This is a genomic window from Luteimonas mephitis DSM 12574 (assembly GCF_000422305.1).
GTDB classification, from domain to species: domain Bacteria; phylum Pseudomonadota; class Gammaproteobacteria; order Xanthomonadales; family Xanthomonadaceae; genus Luteimonas; species Luteimonas mephitis.
Genome location: NZ_KE383817.1, coordinates 284546 through 307791, shown reverse-complemented (window position 1 = coordinate 307791; position 23246 = coordinate 284546). Strand labels below are relative to the sequence as shown.

The following is a 23246-nucleotide window of genomic DNA, read 5'->3' as shown; positions in this document are numbered from 1 at the left end:
CCGGGGCGGACGGGCGTGCCAGATCGCGGCATTTCCGCTAGGCTCGCCGGACCCCTGCACTCCGGCGCGGCGACCTTGATCGAAATGCTTGATCGTATTGGCAAAGCGCTGGCAGTCGTGCTGCTCGCGCTTGCCTTCCCGTCTGGCGCGCTGGCCAACGACGACCCGCACATCCTTGTCCTGGGCCGCATCAGCGACAACCCGCAGGCGCATTACGAACAGCTCAAGCCGCTACTCGACTACGTGGTGCCGCGGATGCGCGACGTCGGCATCACCGAGGGCCGGATCCTGATGGCGCGCGACGCCCGCCAGATGGCCAGCTACCTGCGTCGCGGCCGCGTCGACTGGGTCACCGAGACCGCGGGGACCGCGGTGCAGCTGCAGCGGCAGGCCCGCGCGCAACCCCTGCTGATCACCGAACGCGATGGCGTCAGTCATTACCACACCGTGTTCTTCGCGCGCCGCGACAGCAGCATCGGTTCGCTGCCCGACCTGCGCGGGCACAGCATCGCGTTCCAGAACGCGGCCTCCACCAGTGCCTACTTCGTGCCGGCGGCCGAACTGCTGCAGCGTGGCCTGCCGATGGAAATCCTGCTCTCGCCGATGGACCGCCCGGCGGCCGGCTCGGTCGGCTACCTGTTCGCGCGCTCCGAGCTCAACATCGCGACCTGGGTGGACAAGCGCCTTGTCGACGCCGGGGTGATGAGCAACCTGGACTGGGACAACCCGCTGCGGATGCCGCCGGCCTATCGCCGCGACATGAAGGTGATCCACAAGACCGCCGACTACCCGCGCGCGCTGGAGATGGTGCGTGGTGACCTGGATGCACGCGTGCGCGAACGCCTGCAGCAGGTGCTCGCCGAGGCCGCGTCCGACCCCGACGCGCGCGAGCCGCTGCTGCGCTTCTTCAAGACCACCCGGTTCCTGACTATCGACGAGCAGGGCCGGCAGGCGCTCGAATCGCTGGGCGAAGGCGTCGCGCGGGTCGGGAAAGAGATCGAATAATGAAGCTGCGCCACGGTCTCTATCCGCGATTCCTGCTGCTTGCCGCTGGCGTGCTGGTGGTGGTGCTGGCGGTGGTCGGCGTGATGCTGCACCGGCAGGCGACGATGCAGCGGGAAGTCGTCGCGCTCAGCCAGGAATCGATCCATGCGCTGCTGTTCGACCGCGTGCGCGAGCGCGGCCAGGCGGTGGCCCGGCAGCTCGCCGATTCCCTGGTCAACCCGCTGTACTACTTCGACCTCGACGCGATCGGGGTGTTGATGCGCAACGTCATGCAGCAGTCGGACGTCAGCTACGTCATCGTCTACGACAACAGCGGCGCGGTGATCCACGACGGTTCCGACGACATCGCGACCTACGGGCAGGCGATGCAGGACCCGCTGGCGTACGAGGTGGTCACGGCGCGCGACATGCACGTGCAGGTGACCAACAAGGTCCTGGACGTGTCGGCGCCGATCCGCATCGGCGGCCAGCGCATCGGCGGGGTGCGCATCGGCTATTCGCTGGACTCGGTCATTGCCGACGAGAACCGGGCCACCGCCGCGATGCGCGGCCGGATGGAGGACATCGGCTACCAGCACGCGCTGTGGGTGCTGCTGATGATGCTGGTGCTGGTGGCGATCGGGGTGGTGGTGAGCCTGGTCGTGCAGCGGTCGCTGGTCCGGCCGATCCGGCAGCTGGCCAATGCCGCGCGCGAGATCGAGGCCGGCAACTTCGCCACGGAGGTACCGGTGACGCCGCGCGACGACGAGGTCGGCGACCTGACGCGGGCGTTCTCGCGGATGGGCGACAGCATCGTGCGCCACGACCGCGACATCCGCCGCATGGCCTACACCGATGCGCTGACCGGGCTGTCGAACAGGCTGGCGTTCCGCGAACACCTGGACCAGCAGCTGATGCTGGTGCGCGGCGCGGCGCGGCAGATGGCGCTGCTGTTCGCCGACATCGACGACTTCAAGCGCGTCAACGACACCCTCGGCCACGATGCCGGCGACGAGGTGCTGGTGCAGTTCTCCAGTCGCATCCGCGAGGTGATCGAGCGCCACGACGACGGCCACGCCACGCTTGCGCGCTTTGGCGGCGACGAGTTCGTGATCCTGCTCGAATTCGCCGAGGGCAGCGGTGCGGACATCCGCGCCCGGGCCAGCAGCCTGGCCGATGCGCTGGTGGCGGAGCTGGGCAGGCCGATCATGGTCCGCGGGCGCCAGGTCTTCCTTGGCACGTCGATCGGCATCACGCTGTTCCCGGACGACGCGTCCAACGCCGCGATGCTGATGAAGAACGGCGACATCGCCATGTACCAGGCCAAGGTCGCCGGCAAGAACTGCCACCGCTTCTACAGCCGCGCCATGGACCAGGCGGTGGAGCGACGCGTGCACATGGAGCAGGACCTGCGCGGCGCCTGGGAGCGCGGCGAGCTGAGCCTGGTCTACCAGCCGGTCTACCGGCTCTCGGACAACGCCCTCACCGGCGCCGAGGCGCTGCTGCGCTGGCAGCATCCCGAGCACGGGCCGATCGCGCCGTCGGTGTTCATCGACGTTGCCGAGCAGAGCGGACTGATCGAGACCATCGGCCCGGCCGTGCTGCGCGCGGCCTGCGTGGACGCGATGCGCTGGACCCGGGAACGCGAGGGCGCGGAGGACCTGTTCGTCGCGGTCAACGTGTCGCCGCGGCAACTGCGCAACGGCGACCTGTCCGAACAGGTCGCGCAGGCGCTGGCGGACACCGGGCTGTCGCCTTCGCGGCTGCATATCGAGCTCACCGAGACCGCGGTGATCGGCGACGAAATCCGTGCCAGCACCCTGCTCGGGCGCCTGCGCAGCACCGGCGTCAAGGTCTGGCTCGATGATTTCGGCACCGGGTTCTCGGGCCTGAGCCACCTGCGCCGGGTGCCGGTGGACGGGGTGAAGATCGATCGCAGCTTCGTTGCCGACGTGCTGCGCGACCCGGACGACCTGGCGCTGACCACCGCGATCATCGCGATGGCGCACTCGTTGGGGATCACCGTGGTCGCCGAGGGCGTGGAGAAGGAAGGCCAATACGACATCCTGCGCGAGCGCGGTTGCGACCTCGCCCAGGGCTACTGGCTCGGCTATCCGATGGTGATGCAGGATTTCATGGCGCTGCTGGACTGACGCACGCTGGCCCGCGACGAGGGCGTCAGGCCAGGCGTTCGAGCCACTGCGCAGCCGCTGCGGCCAACGTGCCGCTGAGCACGCCGAACACCGCCACCGCCACCGTGCCCAGCCCCCAGGCCACGCACATCAGCGCGCCGTCGCGTTCGAGCAGCGCCAGCGCGAACAGCAGCAGCAGGCCGCCGAAGATGTAGTTGGTGAACGGAATCGGCAGTGCCAGCAGCAGGCCGAGCAGCACCAGCAGCAAGCCGCTGAACATGCCGGCGACGCGGTGGTCGAGGAGGAATGCGAGCCGCGGCTTGACCAGGCGTTCCAGCCGCCCGAGCCACGGCGACAGCCGCTGCTCGAAGCGCGCCATCGCATGCCGGCGCGGACCGCGGCGGGCGATGAATCGCGGCAGCCACGGCGTGCGCCGGCCGGCCAGCAGCTGCAGACCGATCAGGATCGCCAGCGGTCCGCTGATCGCGCCGCCCATGCCCGGGATCGGGATGAAGGCCGGCAGCGTGGACACGAACAGCAACATCCCGAACGCGCGCTCGCCGAGCCCGGCGAACACGTCGCTGAAGCGGATCGTTTCCTCGGGATCTCCGGATGCCAGTGCGGCCAGCAGCACGCGGGTGCCGGGCGGGCGCGGCGCATGGTGGCGTCCGTCGTCGTCGCCGGGCGCGTCAGTCCTGTGCATCGTGCCCGCCGCCCGTGGCGAGGCGCTGCAGCAGGAGCTTGTCGACGCGCGGGCCGTCGAGGTCGACGATCTCGATCCGCCAGCCGCGCCAGTCGAAATGCTCGCCGACGTTGGGGATGCGGCCGAACTGCGCAATCACCATGCCGGCGGCAGTGTGGTAGTCGTACTCCTGCTCCAGCGGCAACGGGCCGCTGCCGAGGATCTCGCGCAGGTTGTCGACCGTCAGGCCGCCGTCGACCAGCAGCGAGCCGTCGTCGCGGGCCACCACCAGCGGCGCGGCGTCGACGCCACCGTTGCCCTGCGTGCGGCCGATGACCGCTTCGACCACGTCGTTGATCGTCACCAGGCCGGTGATGTCGCCGTATTCGTCGACCACCATCGCCAGCGACTGCTTGTCCTCGCGCAGGATCTCCAGCAGCTTGAGTGCCGGCGTCGACTCGGACACGAACAGCGCCTCGCGCAGGTCGCGGAACAGGTCCTGCTCGCGCTGGTCGAGGCGGTCGAGCAGCGACTTGACCTCGAGCACGCCCAGCACCTCCTCGTCACTGTCGCGGCAGACGGGATAGCGCGAGAACGGGGTCTCGCGCATCACCGCGAGGTTCTCCTCGTAGCTTTCCGAGGCGTCGAGCCAGGCGATGCGGGTGCGCGGGGTCATCAGGCTCTCGGCATCACGGTCGCCCAGGCGCATCACCCGGTTCATCATGTTGCGTTCGTCGGCATCGATCACGCCCTGCTCGTGGCCTTCGCTGACCAGCAGGCGGATCTCCTCCTCGGTGATCGCGTTGCGCGCGTCGTCGCGGATGCCGAGCAGGCGCAGCACCAGGCGGTTGATGGCGCCCAGCGCGAACACGACCGGCTTGGCGGCGGTCGCCAGCATGTCCAGCGGGATCGCGACCACGCTGGCGATGCCTTCGGCATTGGTCAGCGCCAGCCGCTTCGGGATCAGTTCGCCGAACACCACCGATGCGGACGTGATCAGGCCCACCGCCACCGCGATGCCGATGGTGTGCGCGTACTCTCCCAGCCCCGGCAGCGCATGTGCGGCCCAGGCGGCGATCTTCGCGCCGATCGAGTCGCCGCCCAGCACGCCGGTGAGGATCGCGATGAGGGTGATGCCGACCTGCACGGTCGACAGCAGGTTGTCGGGCTGTTCGGCCAGGGCGAGCGCCTTGCGCGCGCCGCGGCCCAGGTTGCCCGGCGCCTCGCCCATCTGCTTCAGGCGGATCTTGCGCGAGGTCATCAGCGCCATTTCCGACAGTGCGAAGAAGGCGTTGAGGACGATCAGCGCGGCGACGACCAGCAGTTCGATCACGATCGCACCCCGTCGCGCGCACGGCGGCAGGCGGCGGCCGGGTGGCCGGTGCCAGGGGTTGGAATGCGCGGGGGAGGCGGTGGTTCGTCCATAGGGGCGCCCGGGGCGCCGCGGCATGATAGCAGGGCGCCGTCAGCGGGCCGCGAGGCGTGGTGCGCGCCGCGATTCACGTCCGGCCGCCGCGTGCAGGACGGCGGCGTGCGTATGCATGGATCATTCCCGGGGCCGGCGCGCGGCTCCGGGCGGTGCGCGGCTTCGGATACCGCCGTTTTCCGGTCATAATCGCGCCTTCGCTTCGATCGCAAGCCCGCGACGGGATTCCACGATGTTCTCACTGCAGACGATCTTCGGCTCCGGCAAGCAGTTCTACGACCTGCTCGACGAGTCGGCGGAAGCGGCCTACGACGCCGCCAAGGCGCTCCACGCGATGATGAAGGAGGCCGACCGGCAGCCGGCCCTGGACGCCTTCAAGCTGGCCCGCGTGCGCGAGCGCAGCGCCTCGGACAAGATCAGCCAGGCGCTGGTCGACAGCTTCATGACGCCGATCGAGCGCGAGGACATCGAGGCGCTCGGCTCGGCGCTGTACAAGATCCCCAAGCAGATCGAGAAGTTCGCCGACCGCTATTCGCTGGCCCTGCAGCACCTGGGGCACATCGATTTCGCGCCGCGCGCGGCGATGCTGGAGCAGGCCGCGGCGGTGGTGGCGGAGATGGTCCACGAGCTCAAGCGCATGGACCTGGACCACATGAGCGCGCTCAACGAGAAGCTGCGCGCGCTGGAGAACGAGGCCGACCGGCTGATGCTGGAGCTGTACCGCGACATCTACTCCGGCAAGCTCGACCACCTGCAGATGTTCCTGCTCAAGGAGTTCTTCGAGATCCTGGAAAAGGCCATCGACCGCTGCCGTGAAGCCGGCGTGGTGGCCTACCAGATCGTGCTCAAGAACAGCTGATACGGGACCCGTCATGCTGACCCTCGTCCTGGTGGTGATCTTCGCCGCGCTCGTGTTCGAGTTCATCAACGGCTTCCACGACACCGCCAACTCCATCGCCACCGTGGTCGCCACCAAGGTGCTGACCCCCGGGCAGGCAGTGATGATGGCGGCGGTGATGAACCTGATCGGCGCACTGACCGGCACCGCGGTGGCCATGACCATCGCATCCGGCCTGATCGACACCGACGTGGTGGTGGTCAGCTCGCAGGTGATCCTGTGCGCGCTGGGCGGCGGCATCATCTGGAACCTGATCACCTGGTGGAAAGGGCTGCCCTCGTCGTCCTCGCACGCGCTGATCGGCGGCCTGTGCGGCGCGGCGCTGGCCGCCGCCCACAACGACTGGGCTGCGTTGATCTGGTCCGAGCCGGTGGGCAACTGGGCGCAGAACAAGGGCCTGCTGTGGAAGGTACTGCTGCCGATGATCACCTCGCCGATGGCCGGCTTCGTGCTCGGCATCCTGGTGATGCTGCTGCTGTGGGCGATCATCAGCGCCATGGCGCGTGCCGGCGGATTGCTGGGGCGGCTGGCGCGGCCGCGCTGGGTCAACGCCTTCTTCGGCAAGGCGCAACTGCTTTCGGCGGCCTACATGGGCTACGCGCACGGCCACAACGACGCGCAGAAGACCATGGGCATCATCGCCCTGACCCTGTTCGGCGCCGAGGCGACCGGTGCGCTGGACAACCTGCCGGCGTGGGCGCAGTTCCTGCATCCCGGCGAAACCAGCGGCGAGGGCATCGCGACGTGGATCGTGTTCACCTGCGCCATCGTGATGGCTGCCGGCACCGCCTCGGGCGGCTGGAGGATCATCAAGACGCTGGGGCACAAGATGGTGAAGCTGCACCCGATCCATGGGTTTGCCGCGGAAACCGGTTCGGCGACCATCCTGACCATGGCCGCGCATTTCGGCATGCCGGTGTCGACGACGCACAGCATCTCGACCGCGATCATGGGCGTGGGTTTCGCCAAGAACCCGCGCGCGCTGCGGATCGGCCTGATCGAACGCATCGTGTGGGCCTGGATCCTCACAATCCCGGCCGCGGGCGGCATCGCCTACGGGATGTTCTGGCTGTTCGAGAAGCTCGGCTGGGCCTGACCCGTTGCATGCCGGGGCATCGCCCCGGTCCGCGGCACTCCCTGATCTACAGCAGGTCGCCCTCGGCCGACAGCGCGCGCTCGAGGCTGTCGCCCATGCCACCGATTTCCAGCAGCAAGCGATCGATCTCGGAGGCGGTCAGCGCTTCGTAGGGGCGGTTTTCGCACAGCTGCAGGTAAGGCACGCCGTCGAGTTCGTCGATGGCCAGGTAGCCGATCCGGCTCTGCCAGTTGAACACCAGCGCCCGGCGGCAGTCGATGCCGGTGGTCGGCGCGATCACCGAGTTCACGCGCAGGTAGTTGCGGCCGTCGTCGTCGTGCAGTTCGGACAGGAAGATGGCCTGGTGGCGGCGGCCGCCGTCGAGCGACAGCTCAACGCACATCACGTACGGTTCCTGCATGGTGACGCGGTAGGCACCCGCGTTGACGTGGCGGCGGATCTGCTCGAAGTTCTGCATGGTCGTGTGTCCCGGTCGCGTATGGCCGCTATGCTAGCCCAATGGCTGAAGCGTCCGCCGAAGAGCGCATCCTCGCCGCGATCCGCGCCGTGCCGCGCGGGCAGGTGGCCGGCTACGGCCATATCGCCCGCCGCGCCGGGCTGCCGGGCCGCGCGCGGCTGGTGGCGCGGATCCTGGGAAGCAACGAAGACCCGGACCTGCCCTGGCACCGCATCCTGCGCAGCGACGGGCGCATCGCCTTCCCGGAGGGTTCGCGCGGCTGGCGCGAGCAGTCGCAGCGGCTGCGGGCCGAGGGCGTCGTGGTCGAGCGCGGCCGCGTGCGCATGCAGGCCGCGGACACCAGCCTCGACGCGATGCTCTGGGGACCGGGATGAACCGCCCCGCCACGGGGCCGGCGCGGGCAGCGCCGCGTGCCGGCTCCCCCGGCACTTGATCCCCCGGCATCGACCCCAACCTGTAGCGGTTCGCGCCGGAATTGCCGGTCCATGACGGCCGTCGCGACCGCCAGGCCTCGTTGTTTCCGCGCGCGGGGCAATGGGTGTCGCCGCCCCGTTATCATGTGCCGCACGCACAAGGATCCCGATGTTCACCAACCTTCCTCCCGTCACCAAGGCCCTGCTGATCGCCAACGGCCTGGTGTTCCTGCTCGAGATGGTCGTCGGGGCGCCGGCGCTGTCGATCTTCATGCTCTGGCCGCTGCAGGCCGGCGGCGACGCGCTCTCGCCGGGCATCGGCTTCATGCCGTGGCAGCTGCTGACCTACGGCTTCCTGCACGATCCCACCAACTTCGCCCACCTGCTGTTCAACATGCTGGCGCTGCTGATGTTCGGCGCGCCGCTTGAATACACCTGGGGCAACCGCCGCTTCCTGGCCTACTACCTGGTCTGCGTCGCGGGCGCGGGGCTGTGCCAGCTGGTGGTCACCACCTGGATGGCGTCGCAGGGCGCACCGGTGGGGCCGACGCTGGGCGCGTCCGGCGGCGTTTTCGGCCTCCTGCTGGCGTACGGCATGCTGTTCCCGAACCAGCGGGTGATGCTGCTGATCCCGCCGATTCCGATGAAGGCGCGCACGCTGGTGATCATCTACGGTGCGATCGAGTTGCTGCTAGGCTTCACCGGCCTGCAGCCGGGCGTGGCCCACTTCGCGCACCTGGGCGGGATGCTGTTCGGCTGGCTGCTGATCAACTACTGGCGCGGCAAGCCGCCCTTCAGCCGCAGCGGCGCGCGGGTGCGGCGGTTCTAGCGACCAGGAGGCCACGGGCAGGGACCGGCAGTGGTCGTGTCGTGCCGATGCCGCAGGCCTGCGGGCTGAATCGTTGCCCACGGATTCCCCGCCTTTGACTTTGCTTCGGCTTTTGATTTTCGGGGCCCCTCCGTAGCGGCGGGGACGGCGGGTAAAACCCGCAGGGCGCCGCACATGGATGTGCGGCGTTTTCGGCAGGGGCAGGATGCCCCTTCCGAAAATTCCCGCCGGCTCCGCGAACCCGGTGCGCAGCACCGGGCGCGCAGGCGGGGTGTGCTTTCTTTGCGCCAGGTTTCTTTGCACAAGCAAAGAAAGGTGGCTCGCGCCGTCACGGCGCGAAACGCCGTTGATCTTCACGGCGCGAGTTTCTCGGATCGCGCAACACTTCATTCTGAATTACGCGATCGCCGTCATCAGGCATGAAACAAAACAGGCGCGGGATCACGCGCCTGTTTCGTCATCGCGGCTGGCGCACGGACGTCACCGCCAGATCGACACCTGCTGCTCCGGCTTGGCCTGCATCGCCGTGCCGGCCTTGCAGCCGTAGGCCTCGCCGAAGGCGGGCAAATTGACCAGCGGCCCGTTGGTCCGCCACTGGCCGGGCGCGTGCACCTCGACGGCGGCGCGGCGGGTCGCTTCGTCGCTCGACATCTGCTGCGGCCACAGCTGTGCCCAGCCTTCGAAGAAGGCCTGCTTCGACTCCTTCGGCAGTCCGGGCTGCGAAGTCGCCAGCGCATCCCAGGCGAGTTCGACCCCGACCAGGTCCGCGGCGTTCTCCTCCAGCGTCTGGTTGCCGTTGACCTTGACCTCGCGCAGCCCGGGGTACGGATAGGCCGAGTATTGCGCCACCAGCGGCGCGGTGCGCAGGCTCCAGGCGGTGTCGTCGGCAGGCGTCCACCAGGTCTTCAGCTCGCCGGCAGCGTCGATGTACTTGCCCTTGGCGTCGACGCTGCGGCCCAGCTCGTGTCCGACCAGCGCGCCGAAGCTGCCGTAATGGCTGGCGGCGTTCATGGTCATGTCCAGCACCGGCGGCTGCAGCACCGCCGCGCTGACGATCAGTCGGTTCTGGGCCATGTCGTACGCCAGCGCCGGCTGCTGCGCCAGCACGTCCCAGCGGCGACCCGCATTGGCGCTGCCGATGCGTTTCATTTCCTCGCGGTGGCGCCAGGTGGAGGCGATCAGCATGTTGCCGCCGAAGCTGCCGCGGCCCATCGGCTGCACGCTGTAGTCGAGGTCGCGCTTCGGCGCGCCGATCTCGATCTTCAGCTTGGCCAGCTTGGCCTTGGCTTCGGCCTTGGCCGGCTCGCTCATCCAGGTGTTGCGGTCGACCGCGCGTGCCAGCGCATCGCGGACCTCGCCGGCGATCGCCTCGGCGCGCGAGGCGGTTGCTGCCGGCAGGTGGCTGGCGACGTACTCGCGCGCGAGCATCGGCCCGGCGGCGAGGTTGATCGCGTCGAGCACCAGCTGGTCGTGCGGCGGCGGGGTGGTCTCGCCGCGCAGCACGCGGCCGCGGAACTCGAAGTCGGCGTCGCGGAAGCTTTTCGACAGGTAGGGCGCCATCGCATTGCCGACCTGGAAGCGCAGGTAGGCTTTCCACTGGTCGGGCTTGATCTTGTCGACCATGGCGTCGAGCTCGGCGAACAGCGCGGGGTTGGCAAGCGATACCACGTCGTCCTTCACGCCCTGCGCGGTGAGGAAGTCGCCCAGCTGCAGGTGCCTGTACGATTTGCCGAGCGTCGCGGACTGCACCTGCGCGTAGTTGGTGCGAGGGTCGCGCATCAGCGTCATCGGCTTGGACGCCTTGGCGATGCGGGTCTCGATGTCGATCACCTGCTGCGCCTGCGCCGCGGCCTTGTCGGCCGGCGTGCCGGTCAGCACCAGAATCTTCTGCACATAGTCCTTGTAGCGGCCGAGCAGCGCCTGGGTGTCGGCATCGGTGCGCGTGTAATAGGCCGGATCGGTCAGGCCGAGGCCGCCCTGGGTGAAGTAGCCGATATGGCGCGAAAGGTCGGTCAGGTCCAGGTCGGGCGTGAACTGGAACAGCACCGGGATGCCGACCTGGTGCAGCGCGGCGATCGCTGGCGGGATGTCCTTGCTGCGGCGGATGCCGTCGATGCGCGAAAGCAGCGGGGCGATCGGCTGCGCGCCATCGGCTTCCACGGCTGCCACGTCCAGGCCGCTGGCCCAGAAGTCGCCGAGCAGCTTCTGCACGTTGTTCTGCGGCGACTGCATCGCCGCGGCGAGCAGGTCGCGCTGCTGCTGCTGCGCGCGGTCGCGCAACTGGCCGAGCGCGGACACCGAGCCCGAACCGCCAACCAGCAGGTTGGCTGCCAGCCAGTCCTTGTTGCTGAAACTGTAGAAATCCGTGCAGGCGGTAACGGCCGGGGCGGCGGGCTTCGATGCGCGCTTCTTCCTGGCGGCGTCGGCGTCGTGCACGGACAGCCCGCTGACCAGGACCAGGGCGAGGGCCAGGGCCGAAGGCCTGGGGAAAATGGAGCGTGCGTTGGGCATTGCGGAGTCCAGGCGAAAAGTCCGCGCGAGTTTATCAAGCCGCGCCGGCGACTCTCTGAACCGGCATCACGGGACCGCTGGATCTGCGGCGGGATGGACACCCCCGCTGGACATCCTCTGGAACCGGGCCTGTGGTTCCACCGGCCCGGCCCTCCAGCCCGGCAGTTCCGTGATTACCAGATCTGCACCCGCTGCTCGTCCGGTCGCACCATCGGATCGCCGGCCCTGCACTGGAACGCATTCGCGAACGCCGGCATGTTCGACGGCGCGCCGATCGCGCGGAACTTCGCCGGTGCGTGCGGATCGGTGTTGAGCAGCACCAGCTGCGCCTTGTCGCGGATGTTGCCGCGCCACACGCGCGCCCAGCTGAGGAAGAAGCGCTGGTCGCGGCTCAGGCCGTCGATCATCGGGTCGGGCTTGTCGCCGTCGGCCGCCTGCAGCGCGTCGTAGGCGAAGTTGAGGCCGCCGAGGTCGCCGATGTTCTCGCCCATCGTCAGCCTGCCGTTGACGTGGTTGCCGGGGTGGCTGGCCAGCGGCACGTAGGCGTCGAACTGCGCGGCGAGTTTCGCGGTGCGTTCGTCGAAGCGGTCCCGGTCCGCCTTCGTCCACCAGTTGACATTGTTGCCGGCACCGTCGAACTGGCTGCCCTTGTCGTCGAACCCGTGCCCGGCCTCGTGGCCGATCACCGCGCCGATGCCGCCGTAGTTGATCGCGTCGTCACCGCTGGCGTAGAAGAACGGGGGCTGCAGGATCGCGGCCGGGAAGTTGATCGTGTTGGTGCCGGAGCTGTAGTACGCGTTCACCGTCTGTGGGGTCATGCCCCATTCGTAGCGGTCGGTGGGGGTGCCGATCTTGTCGAGGTCGTAGCGCTGGTTGAACGCGTTGGCCGCGCGCACGTTGGCGAAGTAGTCGCCGGGCACGATCGTGAGGCCGTCCCAGCTGCGCCACTTGTCCGGATAGCCGATCTTGGGCAGGAAGGTGCTCCACTTCTCCAGTGCCTTCGCCTTGGTCTCGTCGCTCATCCACGCCAGGCCTTCGATGCGCGCCTTGAGCGCGTTGCGCACGTTGTCCACCAGCTGCTGGGCACGCGCCTTGGCCTCGGGTGGGAAATAGTCCTTCACATACAGCTGGCCGAGCGCCTGGCCCATGGCGCCGTTGACCGCCTCGAGCACCCGCTTCCAGCGCGTCCGCTGCTCGGGCTGGCCGTTGAGGGTCTGGCCGTAGAAGGCGAAGTTCTCGTCCTGGAACGGTTTTGACAGGTATTCGGAGGCGTCGTCGATGGTGTGGAAGGCCAGGTAGTCGCGCCACTGCGCCGCCGGCACGTCGGCCAGCATGGCGTCGAACTGCGCGAAGAACTTCGGCTGCGACAGCGAGAAGCCGTCGCCCACCGGTACGTCGACGGCCTTGAAGAAGGCGGCCCAGTCGAAGTGCGGCGTGACCCGGTTGGCCTCGTCGATGGTCATGAAGTGGTACTGGTTCTTCGGGTCGCGCAGTTCCACGCGTGACAGCGAGGCCTCGGCCAGCCGGGTCTCGAAGGCGAGGATGCCGTCGGCCTTCTTCGCTGCATCGGCTGCCGGCACGCCGGTCAGCTCGAACACTTTGGCGATGTGTGCCACGTAGGCGGCGCGGAGGCCCTTGTGTTCGTCCTTGGTGTAGTAGTCCGGCGTCGGCAGGCCGAGGCCGCCCTGTCCGGCGAAGGCGATCTGTTGCGATGCGTCCCTGAAATCGGCGCCGGAGCGGAAGCGGAAACCCTGGCCTTCGCCCGCTGCAAATGCCTGGCCCAGCCAGGCGACGATGTCTGCCTTGCCGTCGAGCTTCGCGATCGCCGCGAGGTCCGGCTTGATCGGATCGAAGCCGGCCTTGTCGATCGCGGCCTCGTCCATGCCCGAACGGTACAGCCAGCCGATCTTCTGCCCGATCGAACCGGCGGCGGCCTTGTCGGCGCCCGCGTCGGCGGCGTCGACGATCCGGTGCTGCGCTTCCAGGCTCTGCTCGCGCAGCTGGTCGAACGCGCCCCAGCGTGTGCGGTCGGCGGGGATCGGATTGGCGGCGATCCACTTGCCGTTGGCGTAGGCGTTGAAATCCTGGCAAGCGGAAATGGAAGGGTCGAGTTCACCCACATCGAACACCGGCGCAGGTTCCGCAGGCGCGCCCGCTGCAGGTTGCGCGGCATGCAGCGGCGAGTGCGCTGCGGCCAGCGCGAACGCGGTGGCCAGGACGAGGGGCTTGAGCGTGGATGCGTGCATGGTGTTTTCCTTGCGGTTCGCGAACATGGAAAGCGAAGGACGGCGGGGTGGGGCAGCGGCGGCGGTCGAAAGCAGGAGCCGGAAACAGGAACGGCCGTCGCGGCGAGCCCCGACGGCCGTTCGTGCAGCAGTTGCAACCGTGCGCGGTCGGATTCAACCGCGCGCGGATGGCATCACCAGATCACGACTTTCTTGTCGTCCGCGCGCACCATCGGGTCGCCGGCCTTGCACTGGAACGCCGCGGCGAACGCCGGCATGTTGGACGGCGTGCCGATCGCGCGGAAGTTGGCCGGTGCATGCGGGTCGGTGGTCAGGCGCACCTTCAGCTCGTCGGGCGTGAAGTTGCGGCGCCACACCGTGGCCCAGTTGAGGAAGAAGCGCTGGTCGCGGCTCAGGCCGTCGGTCATCGGGTCGGGCGTGTCGCCGACCGCCTTCTTCATCGCGTCGTAGGCGGTGGCCAGGCCGCCGAGGTCGGCGATGTTCTCGCCCAGGGTCAGGTTGCCGTTGACCTTGCCGCCGTCGGCGGTGGTGTAACCGTTGAACTGGTCGACCAGCTTGCCTGTGCGCGCGGCGAAGGCCTTGCCGTCGGCGTCGGTCCACCACTGCTCGAAGTTGCCGGTGGGCCCGAAGCGTGCGCCCTGGTCGTCATAGCCGTGGGTCATCTCGTGGCCGATCACCGCGCCGATGCCACCGTAGTTGGTCGCGTCGTCGGCGTTGGGATCGAAGAACGGCGGCTGCAGGATGGCCGCCGGGAACACGATCTCGTTCTGCAGCGGGTTGTAGTAGGCGTTGACGGTCTGCGGCGTCATGCCCCACTCGGTCTTGTCGACCGGCTTGCCGATCTTCGACAGGTTCCACTTGTAGTTGAACTCGGTCGCCGCCAGCACGTTGCCGATGTAGCTGTCGCGGTTGGTGGACAGGCCGCTCCAGTCGCGCCACTTGTCGGGGTAGCCGATCTTGGGCGTGAAGGTTTCCCACTTGGCGATGGCCTTCTTCTTGGTCTCGTCGCTCATCCACTCGAGGTTCTCGATGCGGGTCTTGAGGGCGGCGCGCAGGTTGTCGACCAGCTTCTCCATCTTCGCCTTGGAGTCGGGCGAGAACGCGACCTTGACGTACATCTGGCCGAACGCCTCGCCGGCGTCGCTCTCGATGGTGGACAGCACGCGCTTCCAGCGCGGCTTGATCTCCTGCTGGCCGCGCAGCGCCTTGCCGTAGAAGTTGTAGTTCTCCTGCACGAATGCGTCGCTCAGGTAGGGCGCGGCGCCGTCGACGGTGTGGAAGCGCAGGTAGGCCTGCCAGGTGGCCGGCGCGGTGTCGGCAATCGCCTTGCTGACTTCTTCATGGAACGCGGGAATCGCCAGCGAGAACTTCTCCGGGGCCGCGACGCCCTGCGATTCGAAGAATCTCGTCCACGGGAAGTTCGGGGTCAGCTTGTCGGCCTCGGCCAGCGTGACCGGGTTGTAGTAAAGCGACACGTCGCGCGACATTTCCTCGCTCGACTTCGACGCCTTGGCCAGGCGGGTCTCGAATGCGATCACCGACTTGGCCTGCTCGGCGGCGTCGGCGGCCGGCACGCCGGACAATTCCAGGGTCTTGGCGACGTGCTGTTCGTAGGCGTCGAGCTTGTCCTTCTTGTCCTTGTCGAAGTAGTAGCCCTTGTCCGGCAGGCCCAGGCCGCCCTGCATGGCGTAGGCCATGTTCATGGACGAATCCTTGAAGTCGGCCTCGGCGCCGAAACCGAACAGGAAGTTCTCGCCCCTGGCGGCGCTGGTGCGCAGGTAATCGGCGATCTGGTCCTTGTCCGCCAGCTTGGCGATCGCGTCCAGGCGGTCCTGGATCGGCGCGATGCCCTGCGCGTTGATCTTCGCCTCGTCCATGCCGGTGGACCAGAAGTCGCCGACGATCTTTTCCACGCCGGTGGCGTTCGCGTCCGCGGCCGCCTGTTCGGCGAGCTGGTGCTGCACGCCGACCGAGCGCTCATCGAGCATCTCGAACGCGCCCCAGCTGGTGCGGTCGCCAGGCACGGGATTGGCGGCCAGCCACTTGCCGTTGGCGTAGGCATTGAGGTCGACGCAGGCGTTCTTGCTGTCGTCGATGTCGGCCTTCTCGAAGCGGTTGACCGGCGGCAGCTTGCTCTCGTCCAGCGTCAGTGCCTTGGCGGTCGGGGCGGCGGGGCTCGGGGCGGCGGCGTCGACGGCGGTGCTGGTGGTCTTGTCGCCGTTGCATGCAGCCAGCGCCAGGGACACGGCCAGCGAAAGAAGCAGGACTTGCGGTTTGTTCAGGGTCACTTGGATCTCCGGCCCGGATCGGGCGTTGGATGGAATAGGAACATGCCGGCCCGCCGGGCGGTTTCCGGGCACTGCAGCACGATACCCGCGTCATCGCGGGCGATGAGGGTGTCGAAGGTCATGGCGGCGTCGTATGCGGCAGGCCAACAGCGTCTCGTGGGAGAGGCCGGCCGGAGCGCGTGGCCCGCGCGGGCAGCCGGCGTGTGCGGCATGAACCTGAACGCCATGCCCGCGGCACCGATGCGCCGGCGTCCGCATTCACGTAGACTTGCCCGGTCCTGCAACACGGCTGCCCCTGTCCCGGACTGGATTCTCTCCGGACAGATACGATCCTGGTACGCCTCCGCGACGGCCGAAACTTCGGCTCCCCGCGGTCTTATCCCGCACGTCCTTCGTCGCGCAGACACGGTCCGGAACATCCGGCAACCGTCAAACCCTTGCCCGCAGCGCGGCTTACGGATAGCTCCGGGCAAACCATCGACCTCCTGACCGGGAGCCCGCGCGCGATGCGCGGACTCGTTGCCGGCGGGCGTCGATTTCCAGGAGCAACACACCAATGACGTTCGAAACACTCGGGCTTTCGCCCGCACTGCTGCGCGCGCTGTCCGAGAACGGCTACACCACGCCGACCCCGATCCAGCTCGAAGCGATCCCGCTGGCGCTCGCCGGCCACGACCTGTTGGGCGGCGCCCAGACCGGCACCGGCAAGACTGCCGCGTTCGGCCTGCCGCTGTTGCAGAAACTGTCCAAGCTCACGCCGCCCAACGGTGCGCGCAAGCCGCGCGCGCTGGTGCTGGTGCCCACGCGCGAACTGGCCGTGCAGGTCGCCGACAGCATCAAGACCTACGGCCGCCACCTGCGCCTGAACGTCACCACCATCTTCGGTGGTGCCGGCATGGGTCCGCAGGTCGACAACCTGCGCCGCGGCGTCGACATCCTCGTCGCCACCCCCGGTCGCCTGATCGACCACATGGAGCGCGGCAGCGCCAAGCTCGACGCGATCGAGGTGCTGGTGCTCGACGAAGCCGACCGCATGCTCGACATGGGCTTCCTGCCGGCGATCAAGCGCATCGTCGGCCGGGTGCCGAAGGAGCGCCAGACGCTGCTGTTCTCGGCCACCTTCGAAGCCAGGATCAAGGCGCTGGCGATGGAGTTCATGCACAACCCGCAGCAGGTGCAGGTGGCGGCGAACAACACCATCGTCGAGACCATCACCCATCGCGCGCATCCGGTCGACGGCTCGCGCAAGCGCGACCTGCTGATCGACATCCTGACCCGCCGCCACACCGACCAGGTGCTGGTGTTCGGCAAGACCAAGCACGGCTGCAACCGCCTGGCCGAACAGCTGGAAACCGCCGGCCTGCGCGCCGTCGCGATCCACGGCAACAAGAGCCAGGCACAGCGGCAGAAGGCGCTGAACCTGTTCAAGGCCGGCAAGGCGCGCGTGCTGGTGGCCACCGACGTGGCCGCGCGCGGCCTCGACATCCCCGACCTGCCGCTGGTGATCAACCACGACCTGCCGATGGTGGCCGAGGACTACGTGCACCGCATCGGCCGCACCGGCCGCAACGGCGCCACGGGCGAGGCGCTGTCGCTGGTCTCGCCGGAAGAAGGCGGGCTGTTGCGGCAGATCCAACGCATGCTCAAGGCCGAGATCGTGATGGACACGGTCGAAGGCTATGCGCCGAGCAAGCCGATCCGCCTCGATGCGCCGATCCCGAAGAACGGCGGTGGCGGCCAGCGCCAGGGTGGCCAGCGGCCGCCGGGCAAGCCCGCGCACCGCGCGCACGGCAAGCCCGGCCCGCGCGGCGGCGCGCCGGGCCATGCCGGCCCGAAGCGCAAGAGCGGGCAGGGTGCGTACGCGGGACGTCGCGATACGCGCGCCGGATAAAGCCCACGATCGCGGAAACAGAAAGGGCCGGCATTGCCGGCCCTTTCCTGTAGGAGCGGCCCATGGCCGCGAGCTTTGCCGGAAAAACAAAAAGCTCGCGGCCATGGGCCGCTCCTACGACCACTCGGGCTACTGCACCGTCACCCGCTTGCGGTTGTCGCCCGAGCTGCGATCGACCAGCTTGTTGTACGGGTCGATGCCGGCTTCGTACGGCTCGGCATCGAGCACCAGTTCGATGGTGTTGTCGGTGCCGGTGATGTGATGCTTCTTGAGGTAAAGCACCTTTTCGTCGTCCTCGTCGCCGCCGGCCGGCCGCGAGAACACGCCGATGTCGACGATCTCGTCCATCGGTTCCTCGGCTTCCTTGCCCTTGCCGGCAGCGGCCAGCTTGGCCGAGTGCACCTTCAGCGTCAGCGCGTACTTGCCGTCGGCGCGTTTCCTCGCGGTCGCCTCCACGGCGCGGTTGTCGAAGAACACGATGCGCTCGAACATGTCGCGGATCAGCGGATGGAACTTCGGATCCGTGCCCGCGTACAGGTCGGACAGGAAGTCGCGCGTGGTCGGGTAGGGCGGGCCCTTGAACGCCCACTTGTCCAGGAAGCCGGCCAGGATGCGGTTGAGCGTGTCTTCGCCGATCGCGTCCTTGAGCGCGTAGAACACCACCGAGCCCTTGTTGTAGTGGATGTACTGCTGGTTCTCGTTGAGCGCCAGCGGCAGCTCCTGCACCCGCTCGGTGGCGCGGCTCGTCAGGTAGGAGTCGAGCTCGTGCCTGAGGAACTTGCGCATCTTGCCCGCGCCGTACTCGTGTTCCATCACCATCAGCGCCGAGTACTGCGCCAGCGATTCGGACAGCATCGTGGCGCCCTGCACGTTCGCCCCTACCACCTGGTGCGCCCACCACTGGTGCGCGGTCTCGTGCGCGGTGACGTAGAACACGTAGTCGATCTTCTCCTTGTCGCGCAGGTCGGCGATGAAGCCGATCGACTCGGAAAACGGCACCGTGCCGGCGAACGCCTGTGCGAACCGGGAATAGTTCGGAAACTCGAGGAATCGCAGTTGGCGGAACTGGTAAGGCGAGAAGTTCCTCGAGTAATAGTCGAGTGACTTCTTCGCCGACTCGATCATGCGGTCGACGTTGTACGGATGCCTGGCGTCGTAATAGACCTCGAGCGCGACGTCGTTCCAGCGATCCCGCTTCACCCGCCAGTCGGCCGACAGCCAGGAGAAGAACGGCAGCAGCTTCGCCTCGGACTTGTACTGCAAGTAGTTGCGGCCATCCTTTGACCACTTGCGCTGCAGGTAGCCCGGCGCCAGCGCGATCTGCCCGGACGACGTCGAGACCGTGGTCTCGAAGTTCACCCAGTCGGCGTTGCCGGAGATGTAGTTGTTGTTCCACTCGGCCCGGTCGTCGATCTTCGGCATGCGCGGCAGTTCGGGCAGGCCGTATTTCTTGCGGTCGTTGCGGTCCTGCAGCTGCATCTGCTCGATGTAGCCGAACTGCGGCAGCGCGGACATGTTGTTGAAGAACGTGCCGTTGTAGACCACCGACGTACCGCCGCCGTCCAGCGGAAAGCCATGCGGCGTGTCGGTGTATCGGAAGCCGAAGTCCATCTCCGCGCCCGGGGCAAGCGGTGCGTCGAGGCGGTAGATGCGATAGCCGGAGACCGGGTCGGATTCGACCAGCGCGTGGGCGGGGAAATCGAGCACGGCCTCGGCCTTCGGGTCGATGGTGACGTGCAGCTGGTCGATCGGCTTCGACGTCAGGTTCTTCATCCGGTAGCGGCCGCTGATCGTCACGCTGCGGGTCTCGGGGAAGATGTCCACGTCGGCGCGGATGTCGGTGATGCGCGGCTGCGGCAGGTCGCGGTACTTGCGGTAGGCCTTCTCGTAGTCGGCCTGCCGCTGCTTGGCGAGGTCCCCGGGCACGTACTCGTTGAGCACGTCGGTGTTGTAGTAGATCCAGCCACCGGTGCCGATGAAGGCCAGCAGCGCAACGGCAAGCGTTGCCCGCAGCGGCGTGCTGCGCAGGCGCTGCCGGGCGACTTTCAGGCGGTCCTTCCACGCCAGCGAGGTGCCGCGCGGCCACATTGCGGTGGCCACGCACAGCAGCAGCAGGGCGAAGGCGCCCCAGTACGCACGTGTCCAAAGCCACGGGCCGATGAAGTGGCCGTAGCCGTTCATGTCCGAGTACGGCGTCCGCGTCGCGGCACCGTAGTTGTAGAGCACGTGGTCGAAGTCGTACATGCGCACCACGACGCGCAGCACCAGGTACGCGATCATCAGCACGTAGCCGACGAACATGTTGCCGGTGACCACCTGGAAGAACACTGCCAGCGCGGCCATCAGCACGAACGAAGCCAGCTGTATCCCCAGGCCCTTGGCGTACAGCATCGGCTCGATGCTGGTGTAGCCGTCGACCAGCTGGTAGCCGATGGTGAACAGCGCGCAGGCGACGAGCACCACCGCGACCACGCCCGACAGCGCGGTCATCTTCGCCGCCAGCGGCACCCAGTCCGGCGCGGCGTAGGCGTCGGTGGCCTCGGCCACGCGCATGCTGCGCTCGCGCCAGACCATTTCGCCGGCGTAGAAGGTCACGATGATGATCAGGAACAGGCTCATGCCGGCGCCGATCATGTCGAGCATCTGCGCGGTGACCGGCAGGGTCTGCGTGCCGTAGATCAGGCCGCTGAACTTGATCACGGTAAAGGTCAGCAGCAGCCCCAGCACCACCATCACGATGAACGGTGCGCCGCGCAGGGTGTTGCGCAGGTCGAACCACGACAGGTGCAGGTACTGCCGCCATTGCGCACGCCAGTCGCTGCGCAGGACCACCGCGGGCGGGGTGCCGCGCACGCCGTCTTCGGCCTCCACGGCAACTGGTGACGCCCTGCGCCGGCGCAGCACGATGCCCTCGCGGTCGGCGCGGAACAGGCCGAACGCTGCGAGCAGCATCACGATCGCGATGCCGATCCACAGCGCTCGATTGGCCAGCAGCAGGCCGGTCAGCTCCGGCAGCTCGCTGTTGAGCTGGGCGCTGGACCAGTAGCGGATGTGGTCGGCGACCGCGGCGCTGCCGGACGGGTCGATCAGTGCACCGATCCAGCGGCTGTCGAGGTCGCTGGTGAGCGAGCCCGACATCGACCACAGCACGAAGAACACGATCACGCCGAGGTAGGTGTAGAGCATCGACCGGGTCAGCGTGGCCAGCAGGAACAGCAGCGCCGACACGAACAGCAGGTTGGGCAGCACCAGCACGCCGAATGCCCAGGCATAGGCGGGCCACGGTGTCGGGCCCAGGCGCGAACTGTCCAGCCAGGGCATCAGGCTGCCGACGTACAGGCCGATCGCCATCGCCAGCATGATGGCGAAGGTCGCGGCCAGCCCGCCGCCGAAGCGGCCGAGCAGGTAGTCGCGCTTCTTCATCGGCGTGGCGAAGAACAGCTCCGCCGTGCGCTGTTCGAAGTCGCGGATCGCGATGCCGGCGACGAAGATGGTCGCCAGCAGCACGCTGATGACGCTGAACGAACCGAGGATCGAGATGACCACGGCAGGCGCGTTGCGCATGGTGTTGCCCACGGCACCGCCGATGCTCACGTTGTCCGAGGCCATGGTGCCGAAGCCCATCAGCGCGTAGACCGCGACCACGATCCAGAACACGCCGTTCTTCAGCAGCTGGCCGAGCTCGAAACCCAGCAGGTGGCGCAACATGGCTCAGGCCGCCTTCGTGGTGGCGGCATCGGTGGCCGCGGCGCGGCGCAGCTCGCCGAAGTACACGTCTTCCAGGTCTGGCGGCACCGCGGCGAAGCCGGCGCCCGGGTTGCCGTCGCTGAGCACATGGATCACCGGCTGGCCGGCCACCAGCCGCGTCGACAGCACGCTGTGCGCCTTGAGGTGTTCGTCCAGCGCGGACTTGTCGACGGTCTTCTTCCAGACCCGGCCGTCGAGCGAGGCGATCGCCTCGCGCGGCTCGCCGGTCAGGCGCAGTTCGCCCTGGGCGATGATCGCCATGCGCGGGCACAGGTCGGTGACGTCCTCGACGATGTGGGTGGAGAGGATCACCACCACCTGCTCGCCGACCTCGGCCAGCAGGTTGAGGAAACGGTTGCGCTCCTGCGGGTCGAGGCCCGCGGTGGGCTCGTCGACGATGATCAGCTGCGGCTGCCCGATCAGCGCCTGGGCGATGCCGAAGCGCTGGCGCATGCCGCCGGAGAACGTGCCGAGCTTGCGGTGCCGCACCGGCCACAGGTTGACCTGCTGCAGCAGCGCCTTGACCAGGTCCTTGCGCTGGCGGGCGTCGACCACGCCCTTGAGGATCGCGAAGTGGTCCAGCATCGCGATCGCCGAGACCTTGGGATACAGGCCGAATTCCTGCGGCAGGTAGCCAAGCCGGCGCCGCGCCTCGGTCTTGTCGGCAAGCACATCCAGGTCACCCAGGTGGATGCTGCCGCTGTCGGCGTCCTGCAGCGTGGCAATGGTGCGCATCAGGGTGGACTTGCCGGCACCATTGGGGCCGAGCAGGCCGAACATGCCGGTGGGAATGTCGAGGCTGATGCCCTTGAGCGCCTGCACGCCGTTGGCATAGGTCTTCGAAAGGTCACGGATCTTGAGCATGGCCGATGATTCCCCTGGGTTCAGGGGACATCCTAACCGTCGCCGTCAGTGCGCGAGCCGGCCTGAAGTCATGCGTGCCGCGCGGCGGCGATGGTCACGCGAGCCCAGGCACCCCCGGGGCGGTTCGCGCCAGCCGGATCATGCGCGGATCATCGGCGTGCTGGAGCAGCATCGCGCGCACCCGCGCCTGCCAGCCTTCGGCAAAGGCCCGGCGCTGCGCGGCATCGGCGCGGCCCTGCATGATCGCAGCCAGCCATTCGCGCTGGTGCGGATTACCGGGGACGTGCGAGACGTCCAGCGAAACCGCAACGCTCGCGCCGGTGTCGCGGCGGCGGAATCCGATGGCGTCGCCTTCATGGCGGCCGGCGTAGCCGAGCAGGCCGTGGCGCGCATATCGTCCGCCGATGCCCTGGAAACCATTGCTCGCAGCCGCGCCGGTCAACAGGGTCAGGACCTGTGCGACGACGCCGGTGGTGCCGTGGTGCTCGGGCGCGGGCATCCGCACTTCGATGTCGCCGCGTTCGGCCGGGCCGTCGGGATACAGCGCCTGCAACGCCGAACGTGCCATCAGGAAGGCACCGGCGACGGTGGGGCAGGAATGCCCGGCCAGGCGCACGCAATCGGCGTAGCGATAGTCGAGCAGCCCGCCATCGCTGGCGCCCAGCAGTTCGGCCAGCGCATCGTGGGTAGGGACCACCGGTGCCTGCGAATAGAAGTCGGGAAACTGCATGGCGGACTCCGGCCGCAATCGGAGTCGTCAAGGTAGTCGCCGGCCCTCATGC

At 68.0% G+C, this 23246-nt stretch carries 17 protein-coding genes; 7 read left to right on the top strand and 10 right to left on the bottom strand.

Annotated features, from left to right (window positions below):
• Positions 1-84 precede the first annotated feature (84 nt).
• Positions 85-1005, top strand: a complete 921-nt coding sequence (locus H570_RS0115100; protein ID WP_027081466.1) for a phosphate/phosphite/phosphonate ABC transporter substrate-binding protein — start codon at positions 85-87, stop codon at positions 1003-1005.
• Complete coding sequence (locus tag H570_RS0115095; RefSeq protein WP_027081465.1) at positions 1002-3137, top strand: putative bifunctional diguanylate cyclase/phosphodiesterase; 2136 nt, start codon at positions 1002-1004, stop codon at positions 3135-3137. Before H570_RS0115100 ends, H570_RS0115095 begins: the two co-directional genes overlap by 4 nt.
• A 25-nt stretch (positions 3138-3162) precedes the next feature.
• On the opposite strand, the gene H570_RS0115090 is transcribed toward H570_RS0115095, so the two are convergent.
• Together H570_RS0115090 and H570_RS0115085 are read right to left on the bottom strand one after the other, a co-directional pair.
• Entirely contained in the window at positions 3163-3819 is a 657-nt protein-coding gene (locus H570_RS0115090; protein WP_027081464.1) for an exopolysaccharide biosynthesis protein, read from the bottom strand.
• Positions 3806-5131 (bottom strand): hemolysin family protein, encoded by a 1326-nt coding sequence (locus H570_RS0115085; protein ID WP_027081463.1) that lies wholly within the window; start codon positions 5129-5131, stop codon positions 3806-3808. The genes H570_RS0115090 and H570_RS0115085 overlap by 14 nt, the downstream gene beginning before the upstream one ends.
• Positions 5132-5456: 325 nt before the next feature.
• Between H570_RS0115085 and H570_RS0115080 the strand changes: the two genes are divergently transcribed.
• Positions 5457-6083 (top strand): DUF47 domain-containing protein, encoded by a 627-nt coding sequence (locus tag H570_RS0115080; RefSeq protein WP_027081462.1) that lies wholly within the window; start codon positions 5457-5459, stop codon positions 6081-6083.
• Between the two features lie 13 nt (positions 6084-6096).
• Entirely contained in the window at positions 6097-7218 is a 1122-nt protein-coding gene (locus tag H570_RS0115075) for an inorganic phosphate transporter (protein WP_027081461.1), read from the top strand.
• 46 nt (positions 7219-7264) lie between these two features.
• Here the strand turns inward: H570_RS0115075 and H570_RS0115070 are convergent, their stop codons facing one another.
• The gene (locus H570_RS0115070; RefSeq protein WP_027081460.1) at positions 7265-7675 is read right to left on the bottom strand and encodes a hypothetical protein; all 411 of its coding nucleotides are present in this window, start codon (positions 7673-7675) and stop codon (positions 7265-7267) included.
• Positions 7676-7716: 41 nt separating this feature from the next.
• Here H570_RS0115070 and H570_RS0115065 point away from each other — a divergent pair, with 41 nt between their 5' ends.
• Both H570_RS0115065 and H570_RS0115060 read left to right on the top strand, forming a co-directional pair.
• Positions 7717-8049, top strand: a complete 333-nt coding sequence (locus tag H570_RS0115065) for an MGMT family protein (protein ID WP_051176470.1) — start codon at positions 7717-7719, stop codon at positions 8047-8049.
• 208 nt (positions 8050-8257) lie between these two features.
• Positions 8258-8917: a rhomboid family intramembrane serine protease gene (locus H570_RS0115060; protein ID WP_027081458.1), complete on the top strand. Its 660-nt coding sequence runs from the start codon at positions 8258-8260 to the stop codon at positions 8915-8917.
• A gap of 480 nt (positions 8918-9397) precedes the next feature.
• Here the strand turns inward: H570_RS0115060 and H570_RS0115055 are convergent, their stop codons facing one another.
• The 4 genes from H570_RS0115055 to H570_RS19530 all read right to left on the bottom strand — a co-directional run bounded on the left by H570_RS0115055 (position 9398) and on the right by H570_RS19530 (position 16084).
• Positions 9398-11428: a M13 family metallopeptidase gene (locus H570_RS0115055; RefSeq protein ID WP_027081457.1), complete on the bottom strand. Its 2031-nt coding sequence runs from the start codon at positions 11426-11428 to the stop codon at positions 9398-9400.
• 173 nt (positions 11429-11601) lie between these two features.
• Positions 11602-13674: a M13 family metallopeptidase gene (locus H570_RS0115050; RefSeq protein WP_027081456.1), complete on the bottom strand. Its 2073-nt coding sequence runs from the start codon at positions 13672-13674 to the stop codon at positions 11602-11604.
• Between the two features lie 173 nt (positions 13675-13847).
• Positions 13848-15938: a M13 family metallopeptidase gene (locus tag H570_RS0115045; RefSeq protein WP_027081455.1), complete on the bottom strand. Its 2091-nt coding sequence runs from the start codon at positions 15936-15938 to the stop codon at positions 13848-13850.
• Positions 15939-15958: 20 nt separating this feature from the next.
• Positions 15959-16084, bottom strand: coding sequence for a hypothetical protein (locus tag H570_RS19530; RefSeq protein WP_281167577.1), 126 nt, complete (start codon positions 16082-16084; stop codon positions 15959-15961).
• A 434-nt stretch (positions 16085-16518) separates the two neighbouring features.
• Here H570_RS19530 and H570_RS17850 point away from each other — a divergent pair, with 434 nt between their 5' ends.
• On the top strand, positions 16519-17853 hold the full coding sequence (locus H570_RS17850; protein ID WP_036136470.1) for a DEAD/DEAH box helicase: 1335 nt from the start codon (positions 16519-16521) through the stop codon (positions 17851-17853).
• A 129-nt stretch (positions 17854-17982) separates the two neighbouring features.
• Here H570_RS17850 and H570_RS0115030 read toward each other — a convergent pair whose 3' ends face one another.
• The 3 genes from H570_RS0115030 to H570_RS0115020 form a co-directional block, all read right to left on the bottom strand.
• Positions 17983-21561 carry a M1 family aminopeptidase gene (locus H570_RS0115030; protein WP_027081453.1) on the bottom strand — a complete coding sequence of 1193 codons (3579 nt, stop codon included), beginning with the start codon at positions 21559-21561 and terminating at the stop codon, positions 17983-17985.
• 3 nt (positions 21562-21564) lie between these two features.
• Positions 21565-22464 carry an ABC transporter ATP-binding protein gene (locus H570_RS0115025; protein ID WP_027081452.1) on the bottom strand — a complete coding sequence of 300 codons (900 nt, stop codon included), beginning with the start codon at positions 22462-22464 and terminating at the stop codon, positions 21565-21567.
• A 94-nt stretch (positions 22465-22558) separates the two neighbouring features.
• Positions 22559-23194 (bottom strand): hypothetical protein, encoded by a 636-nt coding sequence (locus H570_RS0115020; protein ID WP_027081451.1) that lies wholly within the window; start codon positions 23192-23194, stop codon positions 22559-22561.
• Between the last annotated feature and the right edge of the window lie 52 nt (positions 23195-23246).